This window comes from Balneolales bacterium ANBcel1 (assembly GCA_029688905.1).
In the GTDB taxonomy this organism is placed as follows: Bacteria; Bacteroidota; Rhodothermia; order Balneolales; family Natronogracilivirgulaceae; genus SLLW01.
On the sequence record JARULB010000002.1, the window covers coordinates 238592 to 257232 of the forward strand.

Annotated in this window: 17 protein-coding genes; 13 read left to right on the forward strand and 4 right to left on the reverse strand. The window is 53.1% G+C overall.

Annotation, left to right across the window (positions count from 1 at the left end; all coding sequences use genetic code 11):
• The first annotated feature begins 1 nt into the window (after window position 1).
• Window positions 2–646 carry a phosphatidylserine decarboxylase family protein gene (locus tag QA596_03225; GenBank protein ID MDG5766466.1) on the forward strand — a complete coding sequence of 215 codons (645 nt, stop codon included), beginning with the start codon at window positions 2–4 and terminating at the stop codon, window positions 644–646.
• 24 nt (window positions 647–670) lie between these two features.
• Entirely contained in the window at window positions 671–1471 is an 801-nt protein-coding gene (gene pssA / locus QA596_03230) for a CDP-diacylglycerol--serine O-phosphatidyltransferase (GenBank protein ID MDG5766467.1), read from the forward strand.
• A gap of 107 nt (window positions 1472–1578) precedes the next feature.
• Here the strand turns inward: pssA and QA596_03235 are convergent, their stop codons facing one another.
• From QA596_03235 to QA596_03250, 4 genes are all read right to left on the reverse strand, one after another.
• Window positions 1579–2547, reverse strand: a complete 969-nt coding sequence (locus QA596_03235) for a PorV/PorQ family protein (GenBank protein MDG5766468.1) — start codon at window positions 2545–2547, stop codon at window positions 1579–1581.
• An 87-nt stretch (window positions 2548–2634) separates the two neighbouring features.
• On the reverse strand, window positions 2635–3771 hold the full coding sequence (locus tag QA596_03240) for a hypothetical protein (protein ID MDG5766469.1): 1137 nt from the start codon (window positions 3769–3771) through the stop codon (window positions 2635–2637).
• Between the two features lie 29 nt (window positions 3772–3800).
• The gene (locus QA596_03245) at window positions 3801–5363 is read right to left on the reverse strand and encodes a FlgD immunoglobulin-like domain containing protein (GenBank protein MDG5766470.1); all 1563 of its coding nucleotides are present in this window, start codon (window positions 5361–5363) and stop codon (window positions 3801–3803) included.
• A complete protein-coding gene (locus QA596_03250; protein ID MDG5766471.1) occupies window positions 5360–6136 on the reverse strand; it encodes a hypothetical protein in 777 nt (258 codons plus the stop codon). The genes QA596_03245 and QA596_03250 overlap by 4 nt, the downstream gene beginning before the upstream one ends.
• Window positions 6137–6699: 563 nt before the next feature.
• On the opposite strand from QA596_03250, the gene trpE reads away from it, so the two are divergent.
• The 11 genes from trpE to cydB all read left to right on the forward strand — a co-directional run bounded on the left by trpE (window position 6700) and on the right by cydB (window position 18638).
• Complete coding sequence (trpE, locus tag QA596_03255) at window positions 6700–8241, forward strand: anthranilate synthase component I (GenBank protein ID MDG5766472.1); 1542 nt, start codon at window positions 6700–6702, stop codon at window positions 8239–8241.
• A 124-nt stretch (window positions 8242–8365) separates the two neighbouring features.
• On the forward strand, window positions 8366–9370 hold the full coding sequence (gene trpS / locus QA596_03260) for a tryptophan--tRNA ligase (GenBank protein MDG5766473.1): 1005 nt from the start codon (window positions 8366–8368) through the stop codon (window positions 9368–9370).
• A gap of 48 nt (window positions 9371–9418) precedes the next feature.
• Complete coding sequence (locus QA596_03265) at window positions 9419–9985, forward strand: aminodeoxychorismate/anthranilate synthase component II (GenBank protein ID MDG5766474.1); 567 nt, start codon at window positions 9419–9421, stop codon at window positions 9983–9985.
• A gap of 31 nt (window positions 9986–10016) precedes the next feature.
• Complete coding sequence (trpD, locus tag QA596_03270; GenBank protein MDG5766475.1) at window positions 10017–11048, forward strand: anthranilate phosphoribosyltransferase; 1032 nt, start codon at window positions 10017–10019, stop codon at window positions 11046–11048.
• Window positions 11049–11100: 52 nt separating this feature from the next.
• Window positions 11101–11898, forward strand: coding sequence for an indole-3-glycerol phosphate synthase TrpC (gene trpC, locus QA596_03275; GenBank protein MDG5766476.1), 798 nt, complete (start codon window positions 11101–11103; stop codon window positions 11896–11898).
• A gap of 34 nt (window positions 11899–11932) precedes the next feature.
• Entirely contained in the window at window positions 11933–12580 is a 648-nt protein-coding gene (locus QA596_03280) for a phosphoribosylanthranilate isomerase (protein MDG5766477.1), read from the forward strand.
• Between the two features lie 54 nt (window positions 12581–12634).
• Window positions 12635–13846, forward strand: a complete 1212-nt coding sequence (gene trpB / locus QA596_03285; GenBank protein MDG5766478.1) for a tryptophan synthase subunit beta — start codon at window positions 12635–12637, stop codon at window positions 13844–13846.
• On the forward strand, window positions 13846–14670 hold the full coding sequence (gene trpA, locus QA596_03290; protein ID MDG5766479.1) for a tryptophan synthase subunit alpha: 825 nt from the start codon (window positions 13846–13848) through the stop codon (window positions 14668–14670). Before trpB ends, trpA begins: the two co-directional genes overlap by 1 nt.
• 114 nt (window positions 14671–14784) lie before the next feature.
• The gene (locus QA596_03295) at window positions 14785–15888 is read left to right on the forward strand and encodes a DUF4837 family protein (GenBank protein MDG5766480.1); all 1104 of its coding nucleotides are present in this window, start codon (window positions 14785–14787) and stop codon (window positions 15886–15888) included.
• A gap of 350 nt (window positions 15889–16238) precedes the next feature.
• Window positions 16239–17609, forward strand: a complete 1371-nt coding sequence (locus QA596_03300) for a cytochrome ubiquinol oxidase subunit I (protein MDG5766481.1) — start codon at window positions 16239–16241, stop codon at window positions 17607–17609.
• 15 nt (window positions 17610–17624) lie between these two features.
• Window positions 17625–18638, forward strand: a complete 1014-nt coding sequence (gene cydB, locus QA596_03305) for a cytochrome d ubiquinol oxidase subunit II (protein MDG5766482.1) — start codon at window positions 17625–17627, stop codon at window positions 18636–18638.
• Window positions 18639–18641 lie beyond the last annotated feature (3 nt).

The following is an 18641-nucleotide window of genomic DNA, read 5'->3' on the forward strand; positions in this document are numbered from 1 at the left end:
CATGAGAATCGCCAAGGATGGTGTCCCTGTTATTGTAGCCGTACTGTTTCTGGCCCTGGTAGCCGTTTTAATTGGATGGATTCTCAATAATACCGTTTCCTACCTGCTCTACCTTGTCGCTGTTTCCATGAGCGGTTTTACGCTCTTTTTTTTCCGCGACCCCGAGCGCAGCATTCCCGAAGGCGACCTGTTGCTGGCACCGGCCGACGGCAAGGTGATCAGCATTGAACCGGTTCGGGAGGAGACCTATTTGCAGGGTACTGCGGTACAAATAACCATCTTTCTATCCCTTGCGGATGTGCATGTCAACCGCTATCCCGTGTCAGGGACAGTGGAGCACGTTTCCTATCACCCCGGAAAATACCTGGTTGCCTGGCATCCCAAAGCGTCCGAACTTAACGAGCGGGCCGAATTCGGTATAAAACATGCATCCGGCACCCGGTTTTTCTACCGGCAGATAACCGGATTCATCGCTCGCCGAATCGTGTTCTACACACGGGAAGGGGATGAGGTGAAGGCCGGCGACCGATTCGGCATCATGAAGTTTGGCTCACGAATGGATATATTGGTTCCCGAAGACATGGCCATTCAAATTCAGAAAGGCGACAAGGTAACGGCCGGTGAGACTGTCATAGCCCGGCTTTAGCGAACTGCGATGAGTTACTGAGGAATGATAAACCCCGACAAAAGGCAATTGCGCCGTCAGTTGCGCAACTCCCATCTGAAAAGGAAGTTCAACCGCCCGATTCCGCGATCGGTCGTGCCCAGCTTTTTTACACTGATGAATCTGTTTTGCGGCTTTGTTGCCATGGTGCAGATTTATGAAGGGAAACTGGAATTCGGTGCCTGGCTTATTGTTCTGGCCGCCGTATTTGACATGATGGACGGGTTCATGGCCCGAGTGACCCAGGGCACTTCGGAGTTCGGCATTGAGCTGGATTCCCTCAGCGATATTGTCTCTTTTGGTGTTGCTCCTGCCTTTCTGATGTACAGCTACTCGCTGAATGAACTGATGATCATGGGGATTATCATTTCGGCATTCCCGGCTCTGTGCGGTGCCGTCCGGCTGGCACGGTTCAATGTGGATGCCCGTGTTGAGGATCCGGATTACTTCAAGGGCTTGCCGATACCATCTTTGGCTATGATGCTGGTGGCGCTGTTTTTAATCTTTCATCAGAGCCCCGAACTGTTTGATCATTTCAAATATGGGTTTAACAGTATGATGATTCCCGTCATCCTGCTGCTTTCCCTGCTGATGGTCAGTACCGTTCCATTTGACAAAATCCCCAGATTCAAGAAAGAATACCTCCGCCAGAATCGCAGGAAAGTATATCTGTTTCTCTTCTATTTCGTCGCTGTTGTAACTCTTCAGGAGTACGGACTGATTCTGGTGTTCAGTATCTTCATCGCCAAGGGAGTAATAAAATCGCTCGTTCGTTTCTGGCAGGAAATTCATCAGGAAATTCCCTGAATGTCAATCGGGAGGCACAATCGACTCATATATGGATAATACTGCCGCGGAATAATACGAGCACGGGCTGCCGGGCAAGGCCACATCCCGTCAAATCATCGGAAAGGTTAGAAGTAATACTGGAGGCTGACGGCATGAGCGGTGCCGAATCCGGTTTCATAGGGCATGAAGGCATAATTGAAATAGAACTCATTCACCAGCAGCCCGGCTCCGAAGCTGAATCTCCTTTGCGTGTCGCCGGTTCGGTAACCGGCACGAATATCAATGAGGTTGGACAGGTTGATTTCCAGGCCGGCATTGAAATACCCGTCATCCTGCGCGCTAATGGACTCATCCGCTCCACCGGTTTCATTGACCGGAATGTTGTAATCGGCCATAAGGGAGATCACCAAAGGGATTTCGTCCTCAAACGCGGATGTGGAAAACTGAATCAGCTGGATGTCCGTGCCGAAACTGAGCAGGGTGGGCAGCCTGGTAGCCGTATTGTCAAGGTCGTTCATGGATCCCACGTTTCTCAGGGAGGAAGCCAGGGTCAGGCGATCCTGCAGCATCGTGTAGCTGATGCCGGCATTGAGACCGACCCCGGAAGCATCCTGCTGAAAAAACTGCTCATGCAGGTACATCCCTGTAACTCCGGCCGAAAACGGACCAATATTCCGGGCATAGGATGCGGCCACGGCAAAGTAGCGTATGGCAAAGCTGCCGTCAGGTTCTGTAGATGGCCTGCTTCGGAACGGGATATCATCGACCAGCGAGGAGAGGAAGGCTGCGCCGAATGCATCGTTTTCGCGCCGCAAGATGACACCGGCAAAGCTGTTTTGCGTGTCGGTGGCCGGCCAAAGCATGTAGGAGAGGGTGGCGCTGCTTTGTTGTTCGCGGGATAACATGGCGGGATTAAGGAAAATCGCCGATGACCCGGATAGCGACGCGGTATGCGCCTCGGAGATACCCATACTGTGTGCGGATGGACCGGTTAGCAGAAACTGCATGCCGGTTGACTCATTGGCGACTGACGCCCGGGGCATTCCTGCCGACAGCGCAAGTACGCCGAGCAGCAGCATCAATAATTGTTTCATACGTGAATTTGTTTTATGGCTCACTTCCAAAATACGAATTATTTGTCGGATACCGGATGTACTTCGAACCATCCTTCCGAAGACATCCTAAAGGATCATCCGAATGGATAACACATGCATGCCCGAGATGCCCAAAGGTTCACGGACAAAGGCATAATCCACCGATGGACTGAGAAAATCATAGGGCAGGTGAACGGAAAAGCCGGTGCTGATCCGGTGCGTTTCCCGGATGTAATCGAGATCCATAACTTCCCATCCGCCCCGAAGGGTAAATCGCTCATGTGCCTGCCAGGAGGCCCCGAAACGTATCAAATGGCTGTGGGTGGTAACGTTGTCTTCCGACCGTGTGGTGCTTCTCGGCGGCAGCTGGCCTTCGGTAATCATGATTGTGCGATACTCGGAATTCTGTCGCTGAATTTCATATTCCGTACTCAGCAGCAGATTCCACTGATTCAGGCGGTACGAACTGCCGAGCCGAAACCGATCCGGAAACGGATCCGATCGCGAACGTCCGCCCTGCGCGCCGTACAAATCGGTCGTGTCCCAGGAGTATTCAGAAACCAGGTCCTGTGCGGCAAAACCGATCCGCCACGAATCGGTTGCCTGAAAAATTATGCCGGCGTCAAAACCTGCGCCGGTGGCGTTGTCGACGGACTCGTGGAAGTTGGCAAGATGCAGTTTAACCGACACTCCCGCTTTAAGCCGGGTGCTGATATTCAAACCGAAGGATGCGAACAGCTGAAACTCATGGGTGGAGAGGTAGTCGGTATGATAACCGCTGGAAGTGCGCCCGTCGATATCGGAGACGTTGGCATTCAGCAGGCCGATATTCAGTCCGGCGGAAGGAGGCAGGGGCAGCGCGAAATTAACGACGTTCAGGCTCCGGTCAAATGACATGAGCGCGGTACCAATGTCGAGCTGCCTTTGTCCGGCATAAGCGGCCAGTGCGGGGTTGTAGTGAGCAAAAATACCTTCCTCCGATACCGTTCCCATGGCATTGCCCATGGCCATACCCCTTGGCCCCATACCCATTCTCGTGAATGCGCCGCTGTATCCGCCGCTTTGCGCTATGGTGTCGGTTAGCGGAATCAGCAGCAGGAACAGAAGCAGCCACAACAAACGTGACATCCGGCCGGAATGCCGTTCGAAGGCCGATCCCTTGCTGTTTTGAATGGATGACGGATGGCATTTCGGGCACGAAAGCCGTTGTGACAGGTAACTCATATTCCGGATGGATAAACAGTTAAGCATGGCTACTCAAGGAGAAGGATTTTCCCGACGACACGGTCACCACCGGTTTTGATTTCGTAAAAAACGGTGCCGTTGGCGACTTTTCGGCCCTGCTGATCGGTGCCATCCCAGTAGGCTTCAAACGTGCCGCGCTCCATCATGGAGCGTTTGTCCAGAGTGCGAATCAGGTTCATGCCGAAATCATAAAGACGGATGGTCACGTCCGATGGAGACGCATTTGAAAACCGGATACGGACCACATCGTGATGGCGGGGTGAAAACGGGTTCGGGTAGGCATAGGCTTTGACAGCGGGCGCGCCATCCTGGTGCAGGTTTTCACCGGACAAGGGGAAGTTAACGCGTGTGATCGCCCAGGTGTCCCCAAAGTCAACGGTCGATGCCAGTCCGTCGCTGCTGCCGATCCATACCCGGTCATTTGCGGTGGCCACACTGTAATAGGTGGTATTTGAAGCAAATGCGGTATTCGGGCTTTGGATTTGGCTTATCTGGCGCCATGTGTCTCCGTTATCCCGGCTGATAAACACACCATTTCTTCCGGCAGCATAGATGGTTTCTCCCTGGAATCCGATGTCGTATATCCGTTCGCCAGTCAGATGCTTCTCGAAAGTATCCCCGCCGTCTCTGGTTACGACGATACCCTCGCGGTCGGTACCGGCCAGGGCAATCCAGTTGGTCATCCAGACAGCGTTGTCGAAGGAGTTTTCACGGATCGAAGTAATCCAGCTACCAAGGAGTCCGTGCGGACCATCGGATTGACGCACCTGGCGCCACCTGATACTGTCGGCAGGTGCAACCAGCGCGTTATCGGAAATATTCAATCCGCCTGCGGTCCCTGCATAGACCGTTCCGTCAGCAGCTATCGCTACGGAAAAGCCAAGAAAGTTGAGATAATCATTCGACTGTTCCGATCCGCGAGGATCGATTGAAAAGCTGTAGTTATGATCCGGGTTAAGCTCATCCATGCCATAGGGGGGGAGCACAACCCGCTCCCAGGTCTGACCGAAATCGGTACTGCGCCGAATGCCGGAGGCCCATCCGGCAAAAAAGACCACATCGCCACGAAAATCAACCATGTAGGGCGGCGATTGCTGGGGCACGATAACGGGAATTATGTCGAGATCCTGGCCTCCATACCGGATGGTAGTATCGTCCGGATGATCGAGTGTCCTCGAGGTGTCTATCAGCTCCCAATTCAGTCCGCCGTTTTTTGAGACATAGAACCCCATTTGGGCCTGTACCGACTCACCGTTGGTGGGTTGATTGTACCCGACACCGGCGAATATCGTGTCACGGGCAAGGGCGATGGAAAACAGACGGCCGCGCCCGTCGACGATGGAGTCCGCCTCATCGGGAAAATGCCAGTCAAATTCGTTGCCGACATTGTACATCAGCCGCGGACCAATCCACAGCGTGTCGCCGAATGCCCCCATATTTGATACTGAGTTTTGCGATATCGAATAATAGGGAGATGGCAATTGGCCGGGGTGGATCTGGCCGTTAGCGCCGGTTGCCGACAGGGCCGACAGGGCCGACAGCAAGAGAAGAAATATTGCGGGGTGTCTCATTCTACAAATTCAAAAGTTGATCGAAGCGTATCGCTCCGGATACCAAGAACATTCACCGCTTGCACTTCGACGGTATAGGTATCGGGCCGGTTGTTCTGGTTCACACTGAAGTTCTGTACATAAATGCCTGCACTTTGGCTGCCCATTTGCGAGGCAAAAATCCGGTTCCTGGCACTGTCGTACAACTCCAGTCGTACGCTCTGGATGAAGTCAAGCGAATGGGGGTGTCCGACCCTGGCGATGATATTGAAGTTGGTCTGACCGGCAGCGGGTATCCGAACGGATTGGGGGTGTTCCAGGCTCAAAATTTCCGGCTCTCCGATATTTTCCCAACGGACACGCAGCCGGGTTTCAACACGGTCACCGATGCGCTGATCCCTGGTCTGGGGAAAGACATATACCACCAGGTCGTCAAAGGAGCTGGTTTGCCCCACCATCTGCAGTTCGGCCCGGTATTTGCGCGGATCGGATTCAACGGACAACAATGTGTCCGAAGCCAGAACACTGCTCTCCTGAAGCGAGTAAATTCTGGCTACAAGGCGGGAATCTTCGGGCAGGTCGCTTTTTGCGGATATACTGATCGTGATGGTCGTATCGCGCACCCCATCCTCACCGGTAAAGGTGAGCTCCCTTGGATGGACTTCAAGCTCCTCGATAACCGGGGAATAATCGAAGACGCCGACAGGGCCATCGGCGCTATCGCAGGAAACAAGAAAAAGCACGGCTGCAACAGCGTACGCCGCACAAAAGGGGAACTTTTGGGAATGTCTCAAAGCTGCAAAATGAAATAAATAATAAAAGAGTACTGTAAAGCTGTAACGTTATACCATGCGGCAGTTGTGACATTCTTGTGGATTCCACGTGATATTACTTGATGACGTGTTGAATGTCAACCGGAGAATCGATCCGGTTCATTCACAAACTGACCATAATCACCGGGTTTTCCATCTGCCGAATGGCATGAGCCACTTCATCACAACGAATGAAACAAGATATCATGTATTGCGCGGAGTCGAAACAGATTATCCTGCTCAAAGAATCATTACTTTCAGATACCGGCATATTCATCGCACTCATTATCCATCTGTAAAAATTTCAGGCTGATATTGCATCGCTTATCGGGGATGTGTAACTTTGCCAACATGAAAAACGGAAACGTACATACAGCCAACTGGTGGTGGCCAATCTGCTGAAAGCGGATTGATACCGGTATGTACTGTACCCGTCAATGAGTATACAACCCGCTTTCAGTTTATCTGGGAGCGGGTTTTTTTTTGCTCCGAACTGCATGAAACCGTCTTTAAATACCTGTATCGTCGTCTAATCGGATCCTTTTATGAATCGTGACACTTTTTTGAAGCTGGCCGGCAACTATACCGCAATACCCGTCTACCGGGTGATGATGGCCGACACCTTCACCCCGGTATCCCTGTTTCTGAAAATCCGTGAAGACGGCCGCTTTCCGTTTCTGCTCGAATCCGTTGAAGGGGGTGAGCACCTTGCCCGCTATTCGTTTCTGGGGAGAAACCCCTATCAGATTTTGAAGTATCACAACGACCAGGTGCAGTTGCTCAGGAAGAAGACGGATCAGACGAACGCCGCATTCGAAATGACCGGCAGTGAGACCGGCAGCAGCTCCGGATCGTCCGGAGAACAGGAGTTCGCCACCACCATCCTGGAGGAACCCTATTTTGATGCGCTGAAACGTCTGTGCATGTCATATGACGAGCCTAAAATTCCGGACATGCCCAGGCTCACGGGCGGTGCCGTCGGTTTTTCCGCCTACGACACGGTGCGGCAGATTGAACTGTTGCCGGACATGCCTCCCGATGACCTTGAGCTGCCGGAGGCGATATGGTCATTTTATGATGAAATCTTCGCCTTTGACCACGTCAAGCACCGTGTGGTACTGATCAAAACCGTTTTCACCACACCTGACGCCGATCACGAGACTCAATACAGGACGGCCTGCAACGCCCTGGATCGGATGGAAGAGATCGTGGGCCGGAGTGTTGAAGATAAAGGGACCTACCGGAAAACAACCGACCGTCTGCAAAGCAATATCTCCAAAGAGGCGTTTCTCGATAATGTCGATAAGGCGAGAGAATACATCTATGCGGGCGATATTTTCCAGGTTGTTCTTTCACAGCGTTTTGCCAGTTCCTTCGAAGGTGACCGGTTCATGCTCTACCGCGCGCTCAGAATGGTAAATCCTTCACCATACCTCTATTATCTGGACTTCGACGATTTCGCCCTGGTCGGCTCTTCACCGGAAGTTCTTGTACAGGTTCAGGATGAACAGGTGCGGCTGCTCCCGATCGCAGGAACACGTCCACGCGGCGACTCAGCAGAACAGGACGTAGCCTACGAGGAAGAGCTGAAAGCGGATCCCAAAGAGCTTGCCGAACACATTATGCTGGTTGACCTGGGCCGCAACGACCTGTCGCGGGTTTGCCGACCCGACACTGTGCGCCTGACCCGCGACCGTGTCATTGAACGATATTCCCATGTCATGCACATTGTATCTGATGTTAGCGGGCGGCTGATGAAGGATAAAACGGCCGTTGATGCCCTGATAAACTGTTTTCCGGCAGGAACGGTTTCCGGGGCTCCCAAGGTTCGCGCGATGGAAATCATCGACGAGCTGGAAACGGGCAAACGGGGCCCCTATGCCGGAGCCGTGGGTTATTTCGATTTCTCCGGCAACATGGATACCTGTATTGCCATCCGAACCATGGTGGTTACCCACAGCGACATCTACATCCAGGCAGGGGCCGGTGTTGTCGCCGACAGCGATCCGGAACGTGAGTACGAAGAAACCGTCAACAAGGCGAAGGCGCTTGTGAAAGCGCTGGATATTGCGCTTCAACTGGAATAGTATGCGGCCTGGCCGCACTGGCCGCAGGTACCGGCCTGCCTGATTTCCAGTTATACGCAAGGGCCGCCTCCAACTCAATCAACCAAATTCATTCAACCCGTAACATATTTATTAACTCAGTTCGATGACCTCCAACAAACCAACCATTCTCTCCGGTATTCAGCCTTCCGGCAGACTCCATCTGGGAAATTATTTCGGTGCCATTCGTCAGCACCTGGAATTCCAGGACAGGGGAGAGGCCTTTTACTTTATCGCCAACTACCATTCACTGACATCCCTGCAAAACGGCGAACTTCTTAGACAGTACACCTTTGACGTCGCCCTGGATTATCTGGCACTGGGCATGGACCCCGAAAAGTGCACCTTCTTCGCCCAAAGTGATGTTCCCCAGGTTTTGGAACTGTCATGGATACTGGGAACCCTCACGCCGGTGAGCCTCATGGAAAAAGGGGTCTCCTACAAGGACAAGGTCGCCCAGGGCCTGCAACCCAATATCGGCCTGTTCACCTATCCGGTACTTCAGGCCGCCGACATCCTGATTTACCATTCCGATATTGTTCCGGTAGGAGCCGATCAGAAGCAGAATATCGAGATTTCCCGCGACCTTGCCGCGCGTTTCAACCGAATATATGACGGGGAGTATCTCCGTATCCCCGAACCGCATATCGTGGAATCGGTGGCCACGGTGCCGGGAATCGACGGCCGGAAAATGAGCAAGTCCTACGACAATACCATCGATATCTTCGACTCCGGCAAATCCCTGAAAAAGAAGGTTATGGCGGTTCAAACCGACTCGACCCCGCTTGAGGAGCCGAAAGATCCGGATACATGCAATGTCTTTGCGCTCATCAAGCTTTTTGCGACAGACGAGAAGAGGGATGAAATAAGGGAAAAATATCTTTCCGGCGGATACGGTTACGGCCATGCCAAGAAGGAGCTGCTTCAACTCATTGATGATATGTTCGCCGAAGCGCGTGAGCGGAGGATGGAGCTGGCCTCCGATCCGGACTCGGTCAGGGACATGCTCAGCGATGGCGGCAAGAAAGCCAGAATCCGGGCGGAAACCGTTATGGAAGGGGTCAGGGAGGCTACCGGAGTCGTCCGGCACTTCGCTATTTCCAAATCCTGAATCCGGTTTGGACAGAACCGGTCACATGACTGTAGACAATAGAATACCATGGTTTTAATCATTGACAACTACGACTCTTTCACCTACAACCTGGTGCACCTGGTGGCCCGGCACACCGATGACTACCGGGTGGTGAGAAACGACAAAATCACCTCCGGTGAAATCCGCCGGATCAGTCCTGAAAAGATACTGATATCCCCCGGTCCGGGCCGGCCGGAAGATGCCGGCATCACCGAAGAGGTGATTCAAACGTTTGGCGAGGATACCTCCATTCTGGGAGTATGTCTTGGCCATCAGGCGATCGGACACGCGTTCGGTGCAGATGTGATTTCAGCACCATCGCTGATGCACGGAAAAACCTCCCGCATACGTCACGACGAATCTTCTCTGTACCAAAATGTGTCTCAATTGTTTACGGCCACACGTTACCACTCGCTGGTCCTGGATGAACCGACCATTCCGGATGATTTTCTGATCACTTCCCGAACGGAAGATGGCGTGGTAATGGGGATTCGGCATAAAAAGCATCCTCTGGAAGGGATTCAATTCCATCCGGAGAGCATTCTCACGACAGAAGGTCCGCGCCTTATCGAAAACTGGATGAAGCGCACCTGATCATCCCACCACAACCCTTATCCTGAACTTCATGAACGATTTTACTGAAATCCTCCAGCAGTTGTCTGAAGGAGCTGATTTGTCGCCCGAACAGGCGGATTTTGCTCTCAGGGAGATTATTGCAGGCAATGTAAACGGCTCCAGGACCGCCGCCTTTCTGTATGGCATGCGCTGCAAGGGAGAGACGGTGGATGAGCTTTCGGCGCTGGTCGGCGTGATGCGTGGTGCGGCTGTTGCCGTCGATGTAAATACCGAAAATGCCGTAGATCTGTGCGGGACGGGCGGTGACCGTTCAGGCACGTTCAATATCTCTACCGCCGCCATGTTTGTTGTTGCCGGCGCAGAGGTTCCTGTGCTCAAACACGGCAATTCCGGCGTATCCAGCCGAAGCGGCAGCTTTGACGTTCTGAAAGCGCTGGGAGTCCATCCCGACCTCAACAAGGAGCAGGTAGAGACCTGCTTTCGCGAAACCGGAATGGCCTTCATGTTCGCTCCGCTGTTTCATCCCGCCATGGCGCGGGTGATGAACGCTCGCAAGGAGCTCGGACTGCGTACCTTCTTCAACATCATGGGGCCATTGCTCAATCCCGCGGGAGTCACCCGGCAGGTCGCAGGTGCCTATGATGCCGAGACGGCGCGAATGATGGCACGCATCCTCGGCAGACTGGGGACGGATTTCGCCTATACCGTGCATTCCGATGACGGTCTGGATGAGTTTTCGACCACTTCCGGCTCCCGGATTTTTCTGTTGAACGGAAACGGGGAGCCTCAGGAGCGATCCTTCGACCCGCGTACCCTGGGAATGGAACTGACAGAGATCGATCAGTTGAAAGGCGGCACGCCGGAAGAGAACGCGGACATCATCCGGGCCATACTGGATGACAGAGCCACCGATGCCCAGCAGGATATCGTATTGCTTAATGCCACATTCGCCATTCACGCATCCGGACTCTGTTCCGACATTCAGGACGCCTTGCTGGCCGCAAGGGAGAGCCTTGAGTCGGGCGAAGCCCTGAATGCCCTGAACCGGTTCGCCGAGTGTACCACCGACCTTGCATCCTAACCATCTATGGCAGATATTCCACCCCTGAAAACACCCTCTTAGTTTCGTAATCGTGGCAAATATTCTTGATAAAATTGTTGATCAGACCCGTGAGGATATCGGGCGGCGCAGAAAGAAAGTCGCGCAGCACGACTTCCAGTCCTTCGCCGAATATCACCGCACCAGGCGGGATTTTGGAGAGGCCCTGCGTGATACGGACCACGTATCGATCATCGCCGAAATAAAAAAGGCTTCCCCATCAAAAGGAGTTATCCGGGAGGATTTTTCGCCGGTTATCCATGCCCGGGACTATCTGGAAAACGGCGCGTCGGCCATCTCGGTACTCACCGATGAGCCCTTCTTTCAGGGAACGCTCTCTTATCTGCAGGAGGTTTCCGCCCTTTCCACCGTACCCGTGCTTCGCAAGGATTTCATCATTGACTTCTATCAAATAGAGGAGGCCCGCGCATGGGGGGCTGATGCCATCCTACTTATCGTCAGGATTACCGACGGCCAACAACTGTATGAGCTGCATGATGCGGCCACCGAATGCGGCCTGCAGGTACTGGTCGAGTGTTATGATGAAGCGGATTTTGACAGGCTCGACTTCGGGCGATGTACCATGGTCGGCGTAAACAACCGCGACCTGGACACTTTTCGGGTGGATTTGCATCGGGGCGTGTCGCTGCTGAACCGGGTTCCGGAGAATATTGTGCGGATCTCCGAAAGCGGATTGAACCAGCCTTCCGACCTGATGTATCTGCATGAGAACGGAATTCACAGCGCGCTGGTTGGGGAACATTTCATGCGCCAGAAAGACCCGGGGAGTGAGCTTCGCCGTTTTCTTGAGATATTCAACACCGACGAATGACCGACCTCCAAACGACATCCACAGACAGCAGAATATGATACCCAAACAGACAAAACTGAAGATATGCGGAATCACCAGTCTGGAAGATGCCAGGTTTGCCGCCGGTGCCCTTGCTGATTACCTCGGTTTCATATTTTATCCGGAAAGTCCCCGGCATGTGACTCCAAGAGTTGCTGCCGAAATTGCCGGATGGATCGAAGGCATTGGGCTCGTCGGTGTTTTTGTGAACCAGGCCCCGGACGAAATCAACGCCGTTGCAGAACGCGTTGGCCTCGACCTGGTCCAGCTTCATGGCGACGAGATTCCCGACGACGCCCGTAGCATTTCAAAACCGGTGATAAAGGCTTTCCGCATTGAAGAGGGCGAAACCGCCGATTCCGTGCAGGAGCGGATCGCGCCGTGGCGAGGTGTGGCATCGTATTTCCTGTTTGACGCCTACCACAGTAAACGCTACGGTGGAACCGGCAAGTCCTGGAACTGGTCCGTGCTTTCAGGCCTGAACAGCGATACCCCGTTCTTCCTGGCCGGCGGCATCTCTTCCGATAATGTGGCGGACGCCGTCTCGGTCGCACAGCCCTATGCTGTCGACCTCTCCAGCAGTCTGGAACAGTCGCCCGGAGTAAAGGATTTTGACAAGATGCAGGAGTTTTTTGACCGATGGCAGGAGCTGAGTGCATCATAAATACGAAACAGAAATTTTGTTATACCGACGAAAAGAATTCAAAATCACCATTTCATGACATTGACAGAGAAACAGCACATAACCGCCACCGTACCTGATGAACGCGGGTTTTACGGCAAGTTCGGAGGCAGATACGTACCGGAAATCCTGATCCCGGCTCTGGATGACCTGCAGAAGTCATTCGTGGCCTCGCTCGAAGACGAATCCTTCGTAGGTGAATACAAATCGCTCCTGAAAGAGTATGTGGGACGGGAGACACCGCTGACATATGCAGGCCGACTAACCGAGTATTACGGAAAAGCGAAGATCTATCTGAAGAGAGAAGACCTCTGCCACACCGGTGCCCATAAAATCAATAATGCCATTGGACAGGTGCTGCTTGCCCGCAAAATGGGCAAAACCCGGATTATCGCTGAGACCGGAGCAGGGCAGCACGGTGTTGCTACGGCCACCGTTTGTGCCCATTTTGGAATACCGTGCATTATATATATGGGTGCTGAAGATATTGTACGTCAAAAACTTAATGTTGATCGTATCAGACTTCTTGGAGCAGAAGTAAGACCGGTTGAGTCCGGGGCGAAAACGCTGAGCAACGCCATCAACGAAGCCATCCGCGACTGGGTCAGCAATGTCGATGATACGTTTTACATTATCGGCTCGGCGGTGGGCCCGCATCCCTATCCGCAAATGGTTCGGGAGTTTCAGTCCGTTATCGGCCATGAAACAATAGACCAGTGCCTGGAATCGGAAGGGACCCTGCCGGATCATGTAATTGCATGTATCGGTGGCGGATCCAACGCGATCGGCATGTTTCATCCCATGTCGGGCTATCCGGATATCAGGCTGTACGGTATCGAGGCGGCCGGAGAAGGGGTGGAGACCTCCCGCCATGCAGCAACGCTTGGCAGCGGATATCCCGGAATCCTCCATGGATCACTGAGCTACCTGCTACAATCCGAGCATGGGCAGATTGCCGAAGCACATTCGGTTAGTGCCGGCCTGGACTATCCCGGCGTGGGTCCGGAGCATTCGTATCTAAGGGACTCCGGCCGGGTAACCTACGACTCCATAACGGATGCGCAGGCACTGGAAGGGGTTAAGCTGCTCTCATCCAAAGAGGGAATCATCCCGGCTCTTGAAACCGCCCATGCCGTCGCCTACCTCGAAAAGCTGATGCCGCAGACCGGCACCGAAGAAATTGTGGTCATCAACTGCTCCGGCCGCGGTGACAAGGATATGGAAACCATTTCAAAATACCTGGACTAATGGCAAATCAGAACCGATTGGAAAACCTGTTCCGCAACAGAAGTGAAAGTGAAAAAATTATGAGCCTGTTCATCACGGCGGGGTTTCCTGAAAAGGATAAAACCGTATCGCTGGTCAGGGAACTTGAGACCGCCGGTGCCGATGCCATCGAGCTGGGAATGCCGTTCAGCGACCCGCTGGCCGATGGCCCTACCATCCAGTATGCAAGCAAAGTCGCCCTGGATCAGGGAATCACCCTGGATGATATCATGGAGCAGGTGCGGGAAATCAGAACACAGTCACAGATCCCCATCATACTCATGGGATACATCAATCCCGTGCTGCGCTACGGACTGGAGCCATTCTTCAAAAAAGCCGCGGAGTGCGGGGTGGATGGAGTGATTCTACCGGATGTCCCTCCCGGTGAAATGCCCGAACTGGAGGAGCTCGGCGAGAAGTATAACCTGGCGCCCGTGCACCTCGTCGCACCGAATACCCCCGACGAACGGATGAGGGAAATAGACGGGGCAAGCAGAGGATTCGTTTATTGCGTTTCGGTTGCCGGTGTAACCGGAGCGCGGGACGGCCGTGAAGTCAGTAACTCGGTCGAAAAATTTATCCGGCGCGTACGGACAAACGTCACCAGAAACCCGGTCCTTATCGGATTCGGGATTCGTTCCCATGATGACGCCCAGGCCATATCTGCCGAAGTGGACGGGTATATCGTTGGAAGCGCCTTAATTGACTATATTCGAAGCGTATATCCCGCCGAAGACTGGATCACAAAGACCGGTGACTTTGTCAGGGAACTGAAATCCGGTGAAAAAACCGAAGCACCTTCCTGAATCCGTTATCACAAAATCGATTATTATCCGTTTATTGAAGTGACCCTTTTCCGGGATGTATCCTGCGCAATGCAACGCGTATTGCCACTCCATCACTCATATTGATTACGTGACATGACTCGAATGCACCATCACCGGCTGTTTTTTCTGTTTACCCTGGCAGCGGGACTCTTTTTGTGGAACGCCTGCGAAGGGGATTATCGGCGTTCGGCACAAGGCGGCTTTTCTGAAATAATCGTGGTTATGGATTCCACAGAGTGGGACTCTCCAACGGCCGATGCCATCCGCGCAACCTTCGGACGCGAACGCATGACACTGCCACGGCCGGAAGCGCGCTATGATCTCCGCTTCATGGACCTTCGCACCAACCGCGACCTGGAGTATGTCAAGAATTTCAAAAACACCATTTTTGCCGCGCCCCTGGAAGAGGAGAGCAACGTAGGCGCTTTCATCCGCGCCGTAATGAGCGATGATATCAAACAGCGTATAGCGGATGGAAGAAATTTCGCTTTCCCGCTGAAGGATCGCTGGTACCGGGATCAATGGACCCTGTTTCTGTCGGCCACCGACCACGAGACACTTTCACGCCGGATTCGTGAATCCGAAAAATCCCTTGTCGGATATCTTGATGAACTGGAGCGCGAGCGCTGGCAGAGAGAAATCTACCGCAGGGGGGAGCAGGTGCATTTGGCTGATTCCCTCATGAAGAATCACGGTTTCCGTATCCGGGTCCAGCACGACTACCGCATCGGGGTGGACACCACCAATTTCGTCTCCATGCGGCGCTATCTTCACGACAACGACCGCTGGATCTGGTTTGCCTGGTTTGACGACAAAGACGGAATGGATGGAATCGACCAGGAGTGGATCAACGCCGTCAGGGACAGCCTCAATGAAAAGTATATCCGGGGTACCCGTGAAGAGTCGTTTGTCACTACCGAATATCGAAGGGCCATCGAAACCATTGAAACACGCATCAACGGCAAACCCGCCCTGGAGACAAGGGGAACCTGGCGAATGACCAACGACCTGATGGGGGGACCGTTTCTGCACTATACGGTCTACGATGAGAACCAGCGCAGAATTTATATGATGGAGTTTGCCCAGTTCGCACCCAGGCACAGCAAGCGGCGCTTCATGAACCAGTTTGAAGCCATGGCCTATACCTTCGAGACAGCTTCACCGGAAGAGTTGGAAGCCCTCGCCGGATCGCGTTGATCAAGGTCCGCTCATCGCCGATCACAGAGTAAATTCAGGGGTTCGAAACAATAACCGCTGCATTATCTGCAGACGATAATGCTTTCTTCAGGAGAGACAGCTGGATAGTTCGATGATTGCATTCCCCGGTTGCATCAGCTCCCTGCCCTGACATCTTTGCCATCCGTATTATGCTGGAAAACGAATCTTCCGGCCCGGAAGATATAGCATCCCGGATTATTTGCGCCCTGATTATTGATATTGTGCATGTCGCCCGCCACTTATGATTGATTTCTTCACATATAATTCAAATTAAACCATTTTTTTGTATCTAATGTCAGATTTCGCTCACCTCACGAACATAACTGCATATGGAAGCTTTGGAACTGGCCCGGTGGCAATTTGGAATCACCACCGTCTACCATTTCATATTTGTGCCGCTCACCCTCGGGTTGTCCGTTCTTGTAGCCATTTTACAGTCATTTTATTATCGGACAGGTGACCTGCACTACAAAAGGTTGACCAAGTACTTCGGAAAACTGTTTGTCATTATTTTTACGCTGGGGATCGTAACCGGTATTGTTCAGGAGTTTCAGTTCGGAATGAACTGGTCGGAGTATTCCCGGTTTGTCGGGGATATTTTTGGAATTCCTCTTGCTATAGAAGCGCTGACGGCATTCTTCATTGAATCCACCTTTCTGGGATTGTGGATTTTCGGATGGACGCGCCTTCCCAAAGCCATTCACCTGGCCTGTATTTGGCTGGTAGCCATCGCCTCCAACCTTTCCGCCATCTGGATTTTGATGGCTAACTCCTGGATGCAGGTACCCGTGGGATATCATCTGGTAAACGGACGCGCAGAACTGACCGACTTTGTCGCTATCCTGCTGAATGAGCGATTGCTGGTGCAGATGCCGCATGTGATCCTCGGCGGCTTCATCACCGGAGGCATGTTCGTTCTTGCTCTGAGCGCATGGATGATCCTCCGGAAAAAACAGCCGGAAATATTTCTGAAATCCGCAAAAATCGCCCTGGTGTTCACCGCCGTTGCCAGTCTGTTGACGGCCACAACCGGCCATGACCAGGCACAGGACACCGTACAGTCCCAGCCCATGAAAATGGCGGCCATGGAAGGGTTGTGGGAAACCGAACAACCCGCCAGCTTCTCTCTGTTCGCGATCATAGATCAGGAAGAGCGGACCAGTCGCCGTGAAATCAGGCTTCCATACATGCTTTCGGTATTGTCCCATAACAATCTGACCAGCGAAGTGCGTGGCATGAACGATATCCAGGCGGAGATGGTGGAGAAACACGGTCCGGGTGACTACCTGCCGCCGGTCGCGATTATTTACTGGAGTTTTCGCATCATGGTTGGACTGGGCGTGCTCTTTATCGCAGTTGCGTTTTGGGGGCTTTGGCTATGGTGGCGAGGCAAGCTGCAGGAGCATGCATTCTATTTAAAAACCACCATGGTTATGCTGTTTCTCACGTTTGTGGCCAATACGGCCGGGTGGATCGTCGCGGAAATGGGGCGCCAACCGTGGGTAGTCTACGAACTGCTTCTCACCGCGGACGGTGTCTCACCCTCGGTCTTCGAAAGTTCCATCTGGATCAGCATGACCGCCTTTACGCTGGTTTATGGCATTCTGGCAGTTGCTGCTTTTTACCTGATCTGGCACTTTGGCCGGCAGGGCGCACCGGAAGAAGAAGAGGGCGTTGAAAAGAATCTTCATACGTATTAAGGGGATATTACAGCTATGGACCTACAAACATTCTGGTTTCTACTGATTGCCGTCCTGTTTATCGGCTACTTTTTTCTGGAAGGATTCGACTTTGGAGTCGGTATCCTGATGCCCTTTGTAAGCAGGGACGAGGTGGATCGTCGCGTTACCATCAATACCATAGGCCCGTTCTGGGACGCCAACGAAGTATGGCTTATCACCGCGGGCGGAGCCATGTTCGCCGCATTTCCGCACTGGTATGCAACGATGTTCAGCGGCTTTTACCTTCCGCTGCTGCTCATCCTCCTGGCACTTATTGTCCGTGCCGTCGGATTCGAATTCCGAAGCAAGATGAAAGAAAAGTGGTGGCGCTCGACAGCCGACCATTTCATCTTCTGGGGCAGCGCCCTCCCGGCTTTTCTATGGGGTGTTGCACTGACCAATATTGTGATCGGCCTGCCGATCGGTAGCGACATGAATTTTGTCGGATCACTTGGCGCACTGCTAAATCCCTATGCGTTGCTTGGCGGTACCGCCTCGCTGGTCATGTTCACCCTGCATGGCGCCATATTTCTGAGCCTGCGAACTACCGATGATCTCAAAGAGCGGGTGGAACGGGTCGCCAGGCTGCTCTGGGTTCCCGCCGGAGTCGTTCTGCTCGGCTTTGCTGTTCTCGGATATCGCCATACTGTTTTGTTTGAGGGACTTGGCCTTGTGCCCGGAACCCTTCCCATGATCGCTATTGTATCGTTTATCGCCGTACTGGTCTTCATGCAGATCAAGAAGTTCGGCTGGGCGTTTGCCGCCACCGGTGCCACCATCGTCTTCGGAACGATGGTAATTTTTCAGGGCATGTATCCGATAGTAATGCCCTCCAGCATCTCCAGCGACTATCACCTGACCGTGTATAATGCCTCTTCAAGCGACCTTACACTGACCATCATGTCGGTGCTGGCGCTTATATTCGTTCCCATCATCCTGGCTTATCAGGGCTGGAGCTACTGGGTGTTTCGTGAACGCGTGACCAGGGACGCCATTACCAGGAGCTGACCA

Coding starts and splice junctions, on each gene's coding strand:
- QA596_03225 (MDG5766466.1), top strand. CDS start 2: ATGAGAATCGCCAAGGATGGTGTCCCTGTTATTGTAGCCGTACTGTTT.
- pssA (MDG5766467.1), top strand. CDS start 671: ATGATAAACCCCGACAAAAGGCAATTGCGCCGTCAGTTGCGCAACTCC.
- QA596_03235 (MDG5766468.1), bottom strand. CDS start 2,547: ATGAAACAATTATTGATGCTGCTGCTCGGCGTACTTGCGCTGTCGGCA.
- QA596_03240 (MDG5766469.1), bottom strand. CDS start 3,771: ATGAGTTACCTGTCACAACGGCTTTCGTGCCCGAAATGCCATCCGTCA.
- QA596_03245 (MDG5766470.1), bottom strand. CDS start 5,363: ATGAGACACCCCGCAATATTTCTTCTCTTGCTGTCGGCCCTGTCGGCC.
- trpE (MDG5766472.1), top strand. CDS start 6,700: ATGAATCGTGACACTTTTTTGAAGCTGGCCGGCAACTATACCGCAATA.
- trpS (MDG5766473.1), top strand. CDS start 8,366: ATGACCTCCAACAAACCAACCATTCTCTCCGGTATTCAGCCTTCCGGC.
- QA596_03265 (MDG5766474.1), top strand. CDS start 9,419: ATGGTTTTAATCATTGACAACTACGACTCTTTCACCTACAACCTGGTG.
- trpD (MDG5766475.1), top strand. CDS start 10,017: ATGAACGATTTTACTGAAATCCTCCAGCAGTTGTCTGAAGGAGCTGAT.
- QA596_03280 (MDG5766477.1), top strand. CDS start 11,933: ATGATACCCAAACAGACAAAACTGAAGATATGCGGAATCACCAGTCTG.
- trpB (MDG5766478.1), top strand. CDS start 12,635: ATGACATTGACAGAGAAACAGCACATAACCGCCACCGTACCTGATGAA.
- trpA (MDG5766479.1), top strand. CDS start 13,846: ATGGCAAATCAGAACCGATTGGAAAACCTGTTCCGCAACAGAAGTGAA.
- QA596_03295 (MDG5766480.1), top strand. CDS start 14,785: ATGACTCGAATGCACCATCACCGGCTGTTTTTTCTGTTTACCCTGGCA.
- QA596_03300 (MDG5766481.1), top strand. CDS start 16,239: ATGGAAGCTTTGGAACTGGCCCGGTGGCAATTTGGAATCACCACCGTC.
- cydB (MDG5766482.1), top strand. CDS start 17,625: ATGGACCTACAAACATTCTGGTTTCTACTGATTGCCGTCCTGTTTATC.